Annotated in this window: 9 protein-coding genes; 3 read left to right on the forward strand and 6 right to left on the reverse strand. The window is 66.4% G+C overall.

What is annotated here, in order from left to right; all coding sequences use genetic code 11:
- The first annotated feature begins 103 nt into the window (after positions 1-103).
- On the forward strand, positions 104-1375 hold the full coding sequence (locus B0I08_RS18160; protein ID WP_106212445.1) for a helix-turn-helix transcriptional regulator: 1272 nt from the start codon (positions 104-106) through the stop codon (positions 1373-1375).
- A gap of 113 nt (positions 1376-1488) precedes the next feature.
- Positions 1489-7098 carry a lamin tail domain-containing protein gene (locus B0I08_RS10110; RefSeq protein WP_146134382.1) on the forward strand — a complete coding sequence of 1870 codons (5610 nt, stop codon included), beginning with the start codon at positions 1489-1491 and terminating at the stop codon, positions 7096-7098.
- Between the two features lie 166 nt (positions 7099-7264).
- Here the strand turns inward: B0I08_RS10110 and B0I08_RS10115 are convergent, their stop codons facing one another.
- Genes B0I08_RS10115 through hemE form a run of 5 tightly spaced genes read right to left on the reverse strand, consistent with a single transcriptional unit; the run spans position 7265 to position 10553 of the window.
- Entirely contained in the window at positions 7265-7492 is a 228-nt protein-coding gene (locus tag B0I08_RS10115; protein ID WP_106212451.1) for a DUF3618 domain-containing protein, read from the reverse strand.
- Positions 7489-7902 (reverse strand): phage holin family protein, encoded by a 414-nt coding sequence (locus B0I08_RS10120; protein WP_106212453.1) that lies wholly within the window; start codon positions 7900-7902, stop codon positions 7489-7491. Before B0I08_RS10120 ends, B0I08_RS10115 begins: the two co-directional genes overlap by 4 nt.
- Before the next feature lie 3 nt (positions 7903-7905).
- On the reverse strand, positions 7906-8193 hold the full coding sequence (locus B0I08_RS10125) for a hypothetical protein (protein ID WP_106212455.1): 288 nt from the start codon (positions 8191-8193) through the stop codon (positions 7906-7908).
- 51 nt (positions 8194-8244) lie between these two features.
- Positions 8245-9504 carry a protoporphyrinogen/coproporphyrinogen oxidase gene (locus B0I08_RS10130; protein ID WP_106212457.1) on the reverse strand — a complete coding sequence of 420 codons (1260 nt, stop codon included), beginning with the start codon at positions 9502-9504 and terminating at the stop codon, positions 8245-8247.
- 2 nt (positions 9505-9506) lie between these two features.
- Positions 9507-10553 carry a uroporphyrinogen decarboxylase gene (gene hemE, locus B0I08_RS10135; protein ID WP_181243393.1) on the reverse strand — a complete coding sequence of 349 codons (1047 nt, stop codon included), beginning with the start codon at positions 10551-10553 and terminating at the stop codon, positions 9507-9509.
- Between the two features lie 29 nt (positions 10554-10582).
- Between hemE and B0I08_RS10140 the strand changes: the two genes are divergently transcribed.
- Positions 10583-11890, forward strand: a complete 1308-nt coding sequence (locus B0I08_RS10140) for a glutamyl-tRNA reductase (protein WP_106212461.1) — start codon at positions 10583-10585, stop codon at positions 11888-11890.
- Between the two features lie 603 nt (positions 11891-12493).
- On the opposite strand, the gene B0I08_RS10145 is transcribed toward B0I08_RS10140, so the two are convergent.
- Complete coding sequence (locus B0I08_RS10145; protein ID WP_106212463.1) at positions 12494-14269, reverse strand: hypothetical protein; 1776 nt, start codon at positions 14267-14269, stop codon at positions 12494-12496.
- Positions 14270-14596 lie beyond the last annotated feature (327 nt).

The following is a 14596-nucleotide window of genomic DNA, read 5'->3' on the forward strand; positions in this document are numbered from 1 at the left end:
ATTCGTCGCATTGGGTGGGCGTGCGGCCCGCCGAGAGGACGGAATCACCCACCCATTCGGGTAGGTCAGGCCGCGTCGTGGCGCGGATGAGTAGGCTTTGGCAATGACTACCAGCGCCCGTCCCAGCCCGATCGAGCTGCTCGAGGGACTGCACGCCGTGTTGTCCCTGTCTCTGCTGGAGATCGCGGGCGCGTTTTCCGCAGTGCTTGCGCCGATGGTGGAGCACGGCGCGCTCGTGATCTTTACCGAGGATTGCACGGGCCGACCGCAGAAAAAGGCCGGCGACAAGCAGATCATCGAGGCGGTGTCGATCGCCGAGCTCGACGTCGTGCGTGCGGGTCAGCCGACCGACGGTTCCGCGCTCTGGGCCGTCGAGCGGACCGTCGGCGGTGCGCCGCGGCAGGTGGCGGTGTGGATGGCGCGCACCGGCGCACTGCTTGTGCTCACCGACCCCGTGCTGACGGAAGACACCGTGGGCGACGACGTCGTCGCGACCATCGGTAGTGCCTGGGAACTGGTGGCTCTGAGCATCCGGCACCAGGTGGGTGCCGCTCCTCCTGCCTACCTCGTGGATTCGCGCGCGACATCCACCGAACGCACCCGCGTCATCGCCGAGATGACCGAGGCACACGCGACGACGCTGGAATCACTCCTCGCGGTGCTGCGATCACGCACCACGAGTGACGCGGCCGCCCGGCAGGTCACCGCGGATCTCGCCGCCGCAGCCATGGTGCAGCTGCGCGCTGTCTCCGATCGAGACCGCGTGCTCAGCGAAGAACCGGTGGCACGCGCGTTCGAACGTCTGCGGGATGACCTGCGTCCGCTGGTGCGGTTCGGCGATCTCGATGTGCAATTTGTGGAACCGCCGGTGTCGGGCCGCGCGCTCCCCGGGGAGGTCGCCCACGCGGGCCGGGCGATCGTGCGCGGCGCCGTACTCGCGCTGGTCGAGCAACCGAACGTGGGCCGCGTGCGCGTGCAATGGGACTGCGACGGCAGCAACCTGCTCATCAACATCCGCGATGACGGGCCGGGAGACCTCAGCGAGGACGACCCATCGCTCCGCCAGCTGACGGCACGCGTGGCTGCCCTCGAGGGCAGCTTTTCGGTTGCGGCGACCGCCGGATGGGGATCCGAGCTGGATGTGTCGCTCCCGCTCGACGCCCCGCAGGTCGCGAGCTCGGCCGCCGCCGCGACTGCCTGGGGGTTGTCCGCGCGGGAGCAGGAAGTGCTGCAGTGGGTTGCGACCGGCGCCCGCAATCGCAGGATCGCCGAAGAGCTGTCGATCAGCGAAAACACCGTGAAATTTCACGTCGCACGGCTACTCCGCAAGGTAGGCGCAACCACGCGAGCGGAACTTGCAGCGATCACCCGCTAAGCGATCACTTTGGCGACACCTGTCGGTTACCTAGTGTTCGCCGGTAGGTTGCCGAGGAAACGTCCGGTTTCCGTAGATTCAGAGGGCTCACTGACCAGAAAGTCATGTCCTCCATGCTGCTTCCCCCCTCATCGCTGCTGCCCTCCCGCACCGTCGCCGTCCGCCTCGTCGCACTCGTCGCCGCAGCCACCGTCGCACTCGGGACCATCCCGGCCGGTTCGGCCTTCGCGGCAACGACGCCGGCGACGACGACACAGATAGCCGCGGGCGCGCCCCTTGCTGCGCCTGCGCCCGGAGTCACCGCGGTTCCGGCGCTGGTCGTCAGCGAAATCGTTGCCGACAACGTCGGGTACGACAACTTCGAGTACTTCGAAGTTCTCAACACCACCGACTCCGCGATCGTCACGGGAGCAGCTGGAGTGAGCTTCAGCTACATCTACGCGGACTCGGATGATCGCGCTCGAGATGTTCCTCTCACGGTACCCGCGGGAACGAGCATCGCCGCTGGCGAAACAGTGACATTCTGGGTCGACTACAAGACCACTACGGTAGACACGTCCGCGTTCACCGTCGAGGACTTCCTGGCGCACTTCGGCTCGACGGACTCCCACCGGGTTATTCGGGTCTCCGGACAGGGCGGGCTGGCCAACGGCGGCGGCCGCGGCATCCGCGTACTCGACGCAGCGGGCGCATCAGTCAGCTGGGCGTTCTACCCCGCCGGGTCCGTCGGCGCAGATACCAGCGTGACGTTCCAAACCCCCGCGGCCTCGGATTCGGTCAGTCTGGCCGTTCGCGGAACACTGCAGGTTCCCACGCCCGGAATTGTTGACCCCGCGGCCTTCGCCGTGCAACCGTCCGTTCCGACGCCGACGCCGACCGAAACGGCCGCCCCCAGCCCGACTCCTACTCCTACCCCGGAGCCGACCACCACACCCGCGCCGCCCGTCACGCCGGTCGGATCGCGGTCACTCATTGTCACGGAGATCCTTGCGGACAGCACCGGTTACGACAACTTCGAGTTTGTCGAGATTTACAACGCCTCGACAGCACCGGTAGCAATCGGCGCCGGCGGAGTCAGCCTCGCCTACACCTACGTCGATTCCGACGACCGCGCCCGCGATGTTCCCCTCACCGTGCCCGCGGGCACCTCGATCGCCGCCGGGGAAACAGCCGTTTTCTGGGTCGATTACGAAACGACGACAGTGGACACCCAGGCGTTCACCGTGGCAGATTTCCGGGCGCAGTTCCCCGCCGCCGGTGAGTACCAGGTCATTCGGGCAACAGGACAGGCGGGCCTGGCCAACTCGGGAAACCGCGGAATCCGCCTGATCGACCAGACCAATTCCGCAATCGGATGGTCGTACTATCCGACCGGCTCCGTTTCGGTCGGTACGACCGCCAACTTCGCCTTCCCTGCCGATTCGGCCACGAAGAGCATGACGGTGTTCTCCACCCTCGCGGCGCCCACCCCGGGCACGATCGACGTTCCTGCGGTCATCGGTGTCGGCCCGCAGCCCACCCCCACCGCCGCGCCGACGGCTGAGCCCACCGCAACGCCGATCCCGACGGCGACGCCGGAACCCACCGCAACGCCTACCCCGACGGCAACGCCGACCCCCACCGCGACGCCGACGCCGGAACCCACCGCCTCTCCCGTGCCGCTGCCGGACCCCACCCTCGTCACCTCGCCCCTGCAGATAACCGAGCTTCTCCCCGACAGCACCAACGTGGGATCCGCAGACGGCTACGAGTTTGTCGAGCTCTACAACGCGACATCCGCCTCAATTGATTTCTCGGACTACACCCTGAAGTACCTCTACCCACTGGCGGACCTGACGAACAGCCAGACTGCCCCCTGGCCGAGCACACCGCGCGATGTCACGATTGCGCCGGGCAAAACACTGGTGCTGTGGATCAAAAACGGCCAGAACGATGCGCTCACCGCAGCGAACTTCAACGCGCAATTCGGAAGCACGTTGGTTGCTGGGGTTGACCTGATCGAGATCTTCTCCGCGGGAATGGCCAATGGCAGCGCCCGGGGAATCGAAATCGAAACCAACACCGGGTTCAGCCTCAACCGTGCGTACTACAACCTCAACGGCGTCGACGATGTCAATGCGAACCAGGGCATTCAGTACGCGTACTCCACCGCAGACCAGACCAAGCAGAACTTGCTGCGTCAGTCCGCCGCCTCGCCCGGCTCCGTCACCGCCGACCAGGTTGCCAGCGGCCTGATGATCGTGCCCACGGACGGAGTCGACCCGGTGATCACCGATTCCACCGCGGCCGAAATCGACCCCACCGTCGACTTCTCGTTCGCCATCAACGCCACCGACAACGCTCAGGTGAAGACACTGACGCTCCATCTACGCAACAGTTCCGACTCGGACTACGAGGCGATCAATCTCGCCACCGACGGATCAGACGGATACAGCCACACGATCGTTGCGGCAGATCTGACCGGTAAGCGCTGGTACGAGTACTACGTCACCGCATCCGACGGCACGCGAGTAATCAGCACCGAGGTACGCCGCCTCACCCTGATGGGCGTTGATACCTCCCCGGTGCGGTTGAACGTCACCGAGGGTCAGCTGGTGAACGGCGTCGTCGACGTCTCGGCGGCCGGAAACAACCTGCCGGAGTCCCTCGATCTGACCATCGACGGTGAGCAGCGCGACACCACACTCGCGCTGGAGAACACGCCCTACTTCGTCTTCGACGCCGGCGGGGTGAACACCTTCTTCCGCAACGGAGTGCGTATCGGCGAAGACGTGCTCACGATCTTCCAGGACGGCATCTTCGAGGGGTATGAGCCGATCACGACCGCCGTGCCGCTGTCGTACATCACGCAGGGCGAGGAACTCGTCGTCAGCGTGTGGGCGGGGACCAAGGCGGCTCCCGAAATCGACCTCAACGAGAACAACGACGACTTCACAATAAAGAACCTTCGCCTGGTGCTGCCGGACGGACGCACTCTCCGTCCGACCGGGTACACCGACCCCGATGCCGTACTGAAGATGGGTGACAGCGCCGGCACGCTCGACTTCTACGACGCCCACTTCACCATTCCGAACGACGCGTTCTCCGCAATCTCGACGACCTGGGACACCACGGATGCCGTGGACGGTGCCCACACGATCACCGCCACCGCGACATCCGACGGTGTCGACGAGGTGCTGACGCGCACCGTGGTCGTCGACAACTCGGCCCCGGTGGTCACCACCTCAGTCGACGACGGCACGGAGTACCGCGGACCGTTCACCATCGACGCGAGCGCCGTGGACACCGGCGCGGGCGTCGCCGAGGTGCTGGCCACTCTCGACGGCTGGGCGGTCGAACTGCCGTACCTGACCTCGTCCGTCTCGCTTGCCTCCGGAAGCCACGAGCTCAGCGTGATCGCAACGGACACGCTCGGAAACACCGCCACAACGGTGGTCACCTTCACCACCCCGGACGAGCAGCCGAACACCGAGCTGATCTCTCCCGTCGACGGCGCGATCGTTGAGGAGGGAGATGTTGAACTCTCCGCCGAGGTCACTGACCCCAACGGCGATGCGCTCGACGTCAGCTTCAACGAGGGGTTCTCGCTCACTCCAACAGACACGGGCGTCGCGAGCTACTCGGGAGAAACACGGGTTGCCGACGGAACGGATCGCTCGACGCGAGTGCTGCTGAGTGGCGACGACCTGGAGGCGATGACCGGCACCAACGGGCTGGCAACAACCACGACGTCAGACTCGGCCTTCCCGTACGAGATGTTTGACGTCACCGTGCCGGCAAACGCGGATCCTGCCTTCCAGGCGAGACTGGCCTGGGCCGGCTCGGCTAACGCCAACGCCAAGGTGCTGATGTACGTACTCAACTCCACGACCGGGGCCTGGGAGGAGGTCGATCGCTACGTCACAACGGACGGAGCGGCCACCGACTTCACGCTGGACGCCTTGGTTCCCGCGGCCAGCCACGTGACCGATGGGGTGCTGACGGTGTTGATCCAGCACTCGGAAGGGTTTGCGGGCGAAGACCTCTCTGACCGCACCACCGAAGTCACCCCCTACAACGCCGCGGCAACCGCCCGTGCGGACTACGACTTCACCTTCGCCTGGGAAACCGACACGCAGTACTACAACGCGCAGTACTACGAGCACCAGCTGGAAATTCATGACTTTGTTCTCGACCAGCGCGAGGAATTGAATCTCCAGTACATGTTCCACACCGGCGATGTGGTGGACGACTCCAGCGTCGAACAGCAGTGGCTGAATGCGACATCGGCGTACACCATGCTCGACGACGCGAAGCTCCCCTACGGCGTGCTCGCGGGTAACCACGATGTGGGCCAGCAGGAGTCCGACTTCACCGAGTTCAGCACGTACTTCGGTACCGAGCGCTACAACTCCAACGAGTGGTTCGGTGGGGACTTCCAGGACAATCGCGGTCACTACGACCTGATCACCGCCGGTGGGATGGACTTCGTGATGTTGTACATGGGCTGGGCACCGACTGACGATGCCATTGCCTGGATGAACGAGGTGATCCGCGCCTACCCGGAACGCAAGGTCATGATCAACCTGCATGAGTTCATGCTGACCACAGGTGGCCTCGGCCCGATTCCGCAACAGATCATGGACGAGGTGGTTGCACCGAACGCCAACGTCATCACGGTGTTCTCCGGCCACTATCACGACGCCTACACACGCACCGACTCGTTCGACGACACCGGCGACGGCCTGCCCGATCGCACCGTCTACTCGATGCTGTTTGACTACCAGGGTCTCCCCGAAGGTGGCCTCGCTTACCTCAGGCTGCTCCACTTCGACAATGCTCTGCAGCAGTTCACCGTTCGGACCTACTCGCCTTACCTCGACGACTTCAACTCAGACGACCCGTCGCTTGAGCCCGTCCATCAGGAATTTGTGGTTCCGTACGCGGCCTTCGGACTCACCCCGATGACGAAGTCCCTGTCAACGGATTCATTCACCGCCGACATCCTCACCAGCACCGAGATCGAAGCCTTCACCGACGTCGTGAGTGGAACGATGGTGACTGCGGATTGGGCCGACCTGCCGGTCGGGGAACACGGTTGGTATGTCGTGTCCACCGACCCGTATGGAGCTGTCGACTACTCGGCCGTTCGCACCCTGAGCGTTGTTGCCGCGCCCGTGGTGCCGGTTGACCCGACGGATCCGACCGACCCGACGGATCCGGAGGAGCCCACCGACCCAGGAACGCCAACCGATCCGGAGACCCCGGCTGAGCCGACACCCGAAACACCGGGCACCCCCAGCTCACCCGTCCCCGACAGCGAGCTCACCGACGCGACGCGCAACGGCGTCGACGCACCGATGAGCGCGGCACCGGGTGAGGTCGTCCGAATCAGCGTTCCCGGCCACGGCGGAGAGACCGTCACCATCTGGCTCAGTGGCAACCGTCTCGGCACGTTCACCGTCGATGCGTCAGGGTTCGCGGTCATCACCATCCCCGCAGACGCCAGGCTCGGAACCACGCGCGTTGTGGTTCAGAAACTGGACGGTTCGCTCATCGGTTGGGATGGACTGGTCATTGCACCCGCGGCGGTCGCCCCGGCCGCGACATCCCCCAACTCGGCGAACAACGCCCTGGCTTCGACGGGCACAGAAGCGACACTCGCGCTTGGGCTTGGGGCGCTGCTGCTGGCACTCGGTGCGGCGGTTCTCGTGGGCGCCCGGCGCCGCACGTCCCGTCCCTAAGACGGTCTAGCGGCACCACCATAACGACAGACTGCGCCCGCCACTCCACTCAGGTGGGAGGCAGGCGCAGTCTGTCGTTACTGGTGGTGCTTGCTGTTACTGGTCGTTGCTCGGCCACGCCTGCCGACGTCGCCTTATGGCGTCGCCTGCCGGCCGAGGTTGACGCTTAGTCGTCGCTGAACAGGGCCCAGGCGACCACACCGACGACCGAGATCGCTACCGCGGTCGCGCCGATGATCCAGGGCACGGGGTTCTCCTCGTAGGAGTCCTCCGCCTTCTTGCCCAGCTTGCCGAGCTGCTTCGGAACGTTCAACTTGTCCTCGATCGCGTCGAGGGTGTTTTCCAGGTCGGCACGGGTCGCCGCGACCTGTGCCTGGAGGTCATTTGTACTCATGGGTTCTGTCGCTTTCCCACGCCTTTGACGGCGTTGATGTCGCGCTTGAGGTTTTTGATGGTGAGCTCCGGCAACGGAGGCATCGCCTTTTTGAGCTCACGGTAGCCGATCCAGGCGAGGATCGCGACCGCTATCAGCAGCACAAAGGCGACGACGAGCGCGGCAAGCCACGGCGGCATCACGACGGCGAGGCCGAGGACCGCAGCGGTGAGCAACACGCCGATAAAGAAGAACAACACGATCACGGCGCCGAGGATGAGTCCAACGCCAACGCCGGCGATCTTGAGTTTGTTGATTACTTCGGTCTTGAGGAGTTCAATCTCCCCCATAACCAGCTCACGGACGAGGGTGGGTACGTCCGCGACGAGCTGGAAAAGTGATCGCCTTTTTACGGGCGGCGATTCGACCATCGCCTACTTCTCCGTGGCGGCGTATCCCGCAGCCGAGGGGTTTCGCGGCGCCGGACGGGCCGTCGAGCTCTTGCGCTGCGGGGACTTGGACGCACCAGTCACCTGGGACACGACCTTCTTCGTCTGGTCCTTGACGAAGTCTTCTGCGGTGTGGACCTGCTTCTGCACACTCTTGCTGTGCCAGAACTTATCCGTGAGGCGCTTGATCGATTCGTAGCGCTCGCGTCCGGCCTTGGCTCCCAGCACATAGCCGACGCCTACTCCGACCACCAAAAGGATCTTTCCTTTCATGGTGTTCTCCGTCCTGTTTATTCGTCAATGGTGTTCCAACAGTAGTCCCGCCTACTGGGGAAAGTCTCGAAGGAGTGAGTGTGCCTCCGCTTCAGCTTGGCCAATTACCGCGGCCAGGCCTGTGCCCGAGGCGGTTTCCCCCACGAGGGATATGCCCGTCGGCGTATGTGCCTGGCGCGTGGGCCGACGCCACTGCACCAGATCAAAATCAATCACACTGTGCGGGTCGAGCGGTACCCCGAATAGTGCGGCAGCGTCGGCGCGTGCCAGCTCGGCGTGGTTCGGCAGCTCAGCTCCGTAAGACAGCCGCACCACCTCCCGGCCGGCAGCAGCCTCCGCCAGCCACGGCCACTTCGCCGTCGAGTGGGTTGCGGCGCGTGCGGTCACGCCCGAAGCGCCCGCGGCGACGAGAACACCGGTTCCGCGCGGGGCGGCAGCCAGCTCCGGAGCATCGAGCACCAAGGTGGCGAGCACGGCACGGTGGCCGTCCTCGATCGGGGTGCCGAGCAGGCCGGGCGCCGCCACCACCACGCGCCCGGCAATGCGGCCCTGAACAATCGAGACGGCCCCGGCTTCGACCGCGATAACCCGGGTGTTGAGGCGGATGTCGACGGCCAATCGATCGAGCTCCCCCACCAGCGCGTCCACGAGCCGAAACAGCCCGCCGCGGATCCCCGCGACCGACGATCCCGCCCGGGCGGACCCGCGCAGCTCGAGTACCGCGCTGGCCAGTGACCCGGTGCGACGCATCGCCTCGCGCAGCCCCGGGGCCACACGGTCGATGTCCAGCTCTTTCGGATCGATCGAGTGCACCCCGCGCACGATGGGCGCGACGAGGTTGTCGAGAACCGCGGTGCCCATCCTCCGTTCCACGAGGTCGCCAAGCGACGTGGCATCCGAGGCATAGTCAGCGGGCAGCAGGGCGTCGCCCTCCGCAAGGAGTGCGCCATCTTCACCAATGACCGCGACCACGTCGGGCGCACGGGGATCCCCGGGGATTCCCAGCAGGCTGAGCTTGGGCAGCGGCACGGCGTGACCCGTGCTCGGCTGCAGCCACGCGCCCTCCGGATTGGGCGCCACGATGTCGGCGCCGAGCCCGATCTGGGTAAGCAGCGCCGCGACGGTTCCGCCGCGCACCGCGAAGCTTTCCGCGCCCGCGTCGAGGTCGAGTCCGCCGAGGTGGTGCCGGGCTACCGTTCCCCCGAGGTGGTCCGACGCCTCCACGAGCGTGACGCTGGCGCCACCGAGAGCGAGCCGCCGGGCGACCACGAGGCCGCCCACACCCCCGCCGACCACCACAAAGTCAGACACGGTCAGCGGATGCTGTGCACGAGCTCGACGATGCGGGTGAGCACGGCCGGGTCGGTCTCCGGCGGAACCCCGTGGCCGAGGTTCACGACGTGAGCCGGGGCATCGCGGCCACGATCGACCACGTCCCGCACGTGCGCTTCGAGCACCTTCCACGGAGCAGACAGTAGCGCGGGGTCGATGTTGCCCTGCAGTGGCACTCCCCCGCCCAGGCGGCGGTTGGCCTCGTCCAGCGGAATGCGCCAGTCGACGCCCATCACGTCGGCGCCGATGCCGTGCATCGCGTGCAGCACCTCACCCGACCCGACTCCGAAGTGCACCTTGGGCACGTCGACACCGCGCAGCGCCGAGAGGGCCCGCTTGGAGTGTGGCGCCACGCGCTTGAGATAGTTGACCTCGCTCAGCGAGCCCACCCAGGAGTCAAAGAGTTGCGCCGCCGAGGCGCCCGCGTCAATCTGGGCGCGGAGGAACGCTCCGGTGACATCCGCGCACCAGTTGAGCAGCACCGCCCAGGTCTGCGGATCGGAGTACATGAGCGTGCGGGCGCGCAGCTGGTCCTTCGACGGTCCGCCTTCGACGAGGTAGGACGCGAGGGTAAAGGGAGCGCCAGCGAAACCGATCAGGGGAGTAGACCCGAGCTCAGCGACGGTGCGTTGCACACCCTCGATGATGGGGGCGAGGGCGTCGGGCTCCAGCGGTCGAAGCGCCGCGACATCCGCCGCCGTCCGAATGGGATGTTCGAGGACCGGCCCGCGCCCGGGGACGATCTCGACGCTGACACCTGCGAGTTTCACGGGAATTACGATGTCGCTGAAGAAGATCGCGGCGTCCACACCGTGCCGGCGAACCGGTTGCAGCGTGATCTCGCTCGCCAGCTCGGGGGTGAGGCAGGCGTCGAGCATGGCCGTTCCGACGCGCAAATCCCGGTATTCCGGCAGGGATCGGCCGGCCTGGCGCATGAACCAGACCGGGAGTTGCTCCGGCCGGTCGCCCCGATAGGCGCGGATGAGCGCGGAATTGGTGGTTCGGCCGTCAACGAGCGGATGATTCATAGGCAGTGGCACACGGTTAACATTAGAGAGTGCTCCTGTGTCTGACTGCCAACCACCGAAATACCAGCTTCGATTTGCTTGAGAAGCTGTCTTTCGGCGCGCCCGACGCGGCCAAAGGTCTGGTTGAGGGCAGCGAACTGGTGAGCGGTGCCGTGGTGCTCGCCACCTGCAACCGGTTCGAGGCCTACCTCGACGTTCCCGACGCCGACGGAACGGCCGCGACCGACCGCGCGGTGGAAGCCATGAGCCTTGCCAGCGGAACCGATCCTGCCGCCCTCCGCGATGCCGTCACGATCCTGCACGGCGACGCGGTCGCCCAGCACCTGTTCTCAGTCTCGAGCGGCCTCGAATCCGTCGTCGTCGGCGAGGATGAGATTTCCGGCCAGGTGCGACGTGCGCTGCAGCGCGCCCGCGAGGTCGGCACCACGTCTTCGGCGCTCGAGCGTCTGTTCCAGAAGGCCACCCAGACCAGCCGCGGGGTGAAGTCACGCACCGCACTCGGCGGGGCCGGCCGTTCCCTGGTGCGCCTCGGCCTCGAGCTCGCGTCGAGCCGCGTCACCGATTGGGCCGAGGCCCGCGTGCTCATCGTCGGAACCGGCCAATACGCCGCCACCACCGTCACCGCACTGCGCGACCGCGGTGTGGAAAACCTCACGGTGTTCTCGCCCTCCGGCCGCGCCGCGGCGTTCGCAACGAAGTACGGCCTGGTCGCCAGCACCTCGCTGCCCGATGCCATCGGCGCCAGCGACATCGTCATCACCTGCACCGCCTACCTCGCGATCGAGCCGAAGGCCATCCCGAACTCCAGCCGCCGCCTGATCATCGACCTCGGTCTGCCCCGCAACGTCGATCCCGCCGTCGCGACCCTGCCCGGCATCGAGCTGCTCGACCTCGAGACGATCAGCCTGCACGCGCCTATCGAAGACCTCACCGCCGCGGCCGACGCTCGCGCCCTCGTCGGCGAAGCCGCCGCCGGGTTCACCGCCGACCACAGCGTGGAGCCCGCTATCGTCGCGCTGCGGTCGCACATCTTCGACATCCTCGACGCGGAGATCGTTCGGGCACGCTCGCGCGGTGCCGGCGACGAGACCGAAGCTGCCCTCCGCCACCTCGCGGGCGTTTTCCTGCACGGGCCTTCGGCTCGTGCGCGCGAACTGGCCAAGGAAGGCCGCGCCAACGACTTCGTCGACGGACTCGACGCGCTGTACAACGTGCGTGCGGCCGGCGCCGTCGAACTGCGCGCGGCGGACGCGGTCGAGCTGCGCGCGTCAGATGCGGTCGAGCTGCGGGCGTCCGGCGCGGTCGGCGATCTCGACGCGCCCCGCGCCAGCGCCTAACTGCCAGCCACGCCGAGGATCCTGGCCGACGGCAGCACGGCTCGCGGCACCAAACCTTCGGTTGCCCGGCAGTTTTCGGCAGCCTACTTGCGACCTCGTCCAGACTCGCCGCCCAACCAGGCCGAGCGGACAGTTGCCGACGTTCGACCCCACCTAGGGCTCTCTCGGCCGCATCGACTGGGCAGTTCTGGGCCGGATTTCGCGAAATTTCGTCGATTGCAGTCCTGTCGGCTAGGGCCCGGATCGACTCCTGTCCTGTCGGTGAGCCTGACCCACGATTCCTGTCCTGTCGGTGAGCCTGACCCACTACTGCAGTCCTGTCGGCGAGGACGGCCCTCGACTGCTGAACGGCGAAGCGATACAGCGAAGCGGGATGTCTTGTCCAACCGAATCGGCCGGACGAGGCATCCCGCTACCTATCTATTTGTTGCGTACTACGCCCACCACTCGCCACGCCCACCGCTTGCTCCGTGCGTCATCAGTTCGGCCGTTGCTAGGTGCGGCGTGTGATGGATACGGGCTTTTGGTAGGGGCGGCCAGTGATGGGCGCAGTCGCTGATTGACGCTTGACGCTGCTGCTGCTGACGCTGCTGCTGCGTGCGCCTACTGCTGGGTACGGCGGCGGCGCATCAGCGTCAGGGTGCCGCCGAGCAGGAGCAGGCCGGCACCGAGGCCGAAGCCCGATGCCGCGTCGGTTCCGGTTGCGGCGAGCGCGAGCGGACGCGCACATTCCGCGTCACCCACTGTGAGGGTCCACGAGGCATCCCCGAGGATGGCGTCCTCGGGAGACCGCGGCACAGCCGTCACGGTGTAGGTGCCGGGCTCGACCTCGGTGCGAGAGAAGGTCAGCTCGGTGTCGCCGAGGAAGTACTGCACCGCATCCTCGGCACCCTCGGGGAACACCACGGTGATGTACCCGCTGGTCGGCGTGGTGCTCGAGGGCGGGCACTGCTCGCTCACGGCACTGGCATTGGCATCCCAGACCGCGAACACGGGAAGGTCGCACTCCGCGGCCTCCACGACCAACTCCCACTCCGTCTCGCCGAGGTAGGTGTATCCGGGGTTCGCCGTCACGGTCACGGTGTAGGTGCCGGGCTCGACCGCGAGGATCTCCTCGGTGACGTCGACACCGTCAACGGCGTAGGTCACCTTTTCGTTGAGCAGGAACACCAGCGAGCCGTCCAACGGGGTGGTCGGGTCCTCCGGGTCGCAGAACTGCGGAATCGCGAGTGCGGCCACGAGGTCGATGTCCACATCACAGTATTCGTCGTTGTACGTGTAGCTGGGTTCGAATCCCGGAATGAGCTTGTCCAGCCAGGTGGGCTGCGGAGTTTCCACGCCCTCCAGCACCTCCTCCGTGATCACGATCGGCTCGTGCGACGCGTAGATGATGCCCTTGCCGCAGGCCACGGGAGCGCCGAACTCGTAGACGCCCGCCTCGGTGATCACCTCGAGCGGGTTTTCGACGTCGAGCGCGACCGGCCAGATGTCGTCGTTCGCCATAAACGTCCAGCTGGTGGCCGTGATGTACAGCGGCTCACACAGCTCGCCGGACGACCAGGAACCGCGAGCCTCGGCGCTCGTACCGACGGTCACCGCTCCACTGTTGGTTTCGCGGTCGTAGACGTAGCTGATGTCGTCGTCCGAGATGCACTCGGGGCCACCCTCGGCGCTGTCCCCGGCGTCGGCACCGTCATCTTCGATGTTCCGTGGTGCGTCGGACTCGGTGGATGCCTCGTCGGCGGTTTCGGCGGCGGGCCCGGTAACGGGAGCCGTCGTCAAATCGGTCGCGGGGTCAGCCGGCGCCACGACGGTGGGCGCAGCTGGCGCAGCGGGGGCATCCGAACTCGCGGGGGCCTCCGGGTCCGCGGGGTCCGCCGGAGTGACAACAGCGGGAGCTTCCAGGACCGGAGCCGCAGCATCCGGCGCGGCAGGCGCAGGGGGAGCAACCGGCTCAGCCACGGGCTCAGCCACCGGAGCGGGAACCGGAGCGGGAACCACTGCACACCCGTCGGCCAGCGGCACCGATGCCGGTGTCGACTCGGCTAGCCCGTCGCTCCAGAGCGTGCTGATCGTCACCGAAGCCGAGGGCGCGGTGCCCGGCACTCCGGACTGGGTGAAGGTGGAGCCGGTGGTGGTGGTTCCGCCACCGCTGACGGTTCCGGCGGGGCTCGACGCCGCGACGGACGCGGTCGCGGTGACGCCGTCGGGCACATTGGAGACGACGTAGTTCCAGGTGACCGTGTAGGTGCCATCAACCTGACACGCGGCAGTGCCGCTGACAGAGGGGGTCTGCGCGCTGGCGGGCGCGATGCCGGCCGCGACTGCGAACCCGGAGGCCAGCAGCGCGGTCGTCAGACCGGCAATTATCTTTTTCATGGGACGGGTTCTCCTCGGGTATGCGAAATCCGACGGCTTCGGGGCTCGCCGGAGTACGCCGCCTGGGCGGCGTCTGACAAAGGATTCACAAAAACCGTCGACAGGACACTCTTGGATAGGAGGTCTGACGGATCGTTGCGGAGGCGTCCTCGGGGCGCGACGGGTCCACAACGGCAAAGCCGGGCATCACCCTTTCGCGCGCACACTGTCGGGTCGGACGAGTGTTCGGGTCACTCACATCCCAGGTGCGCGGTCAAGCTAACATGCCCTCACTTTGGGGGGCAAGCCCCTTGTGGGAGCGGTCCCGGCGGACGCGGCGAACCCGGG

It is taken from the genome of Glaciihabitans tibetensis (assembly GCF_003003265.1).
Classification (GTDB): Bacteria; Actinomycetota; Actinomycetes; order Actinomycetales; family Microbacteriaceae; genus Glaciihabitans; species Glaciihabitans tibetensis.

Coding starts and splice junctions, on each gene's coding strand:
- B0I08_RS10125 (WP_106212455.1), bottom strand. CDS start 8,193: ATGAAAGGAAAGATCCTTTTGGTGGTCGGAGTAGGCGTCGGCTATGTG.
- B0I08_RS10110 (WP_146134382.1), top strand. CDS start 1,489: ATGCTGCTTCCCCCCTCATCGCTGCTGCCCTCCCGCACCGTCGCCGTC.
- B0I08_RS10120 (WP_106212453.1), bottom strand. CDS start 7,902: ATGGTCGAATCGCCGCCCGTAAAAAGGCGATCACTTTTCCAGCTCGTC.
- hemE (WP_181243393.1), bottom strand. CDS start 10,553: ATGAATCATCCGCTCGTTGACGGCCGAACCACCAATTCCGCGCTCATC.
- B0I08_RS18160 (WP_106212445.1), top strand. CDS start 104: ATGACTACCAGCGCCCGTCCCAGCCCGATCGAGCTGCTCGAGGGACTG.
- B0I08_RS10145 (WP_106212463.1), bottom strand. CDS start 14,269: ATGAAAAAGATAATTGCCGGTCTGACGACCGCGCTGCTGGCCTCCGGG.
- B0I08_RS10115 (WP_106212451.1), bottom strand. CDS start 7,492: ATGAGTACAAATGACCTCCAGGCACAGGTCGCGGCGACCCGTGCCGAC.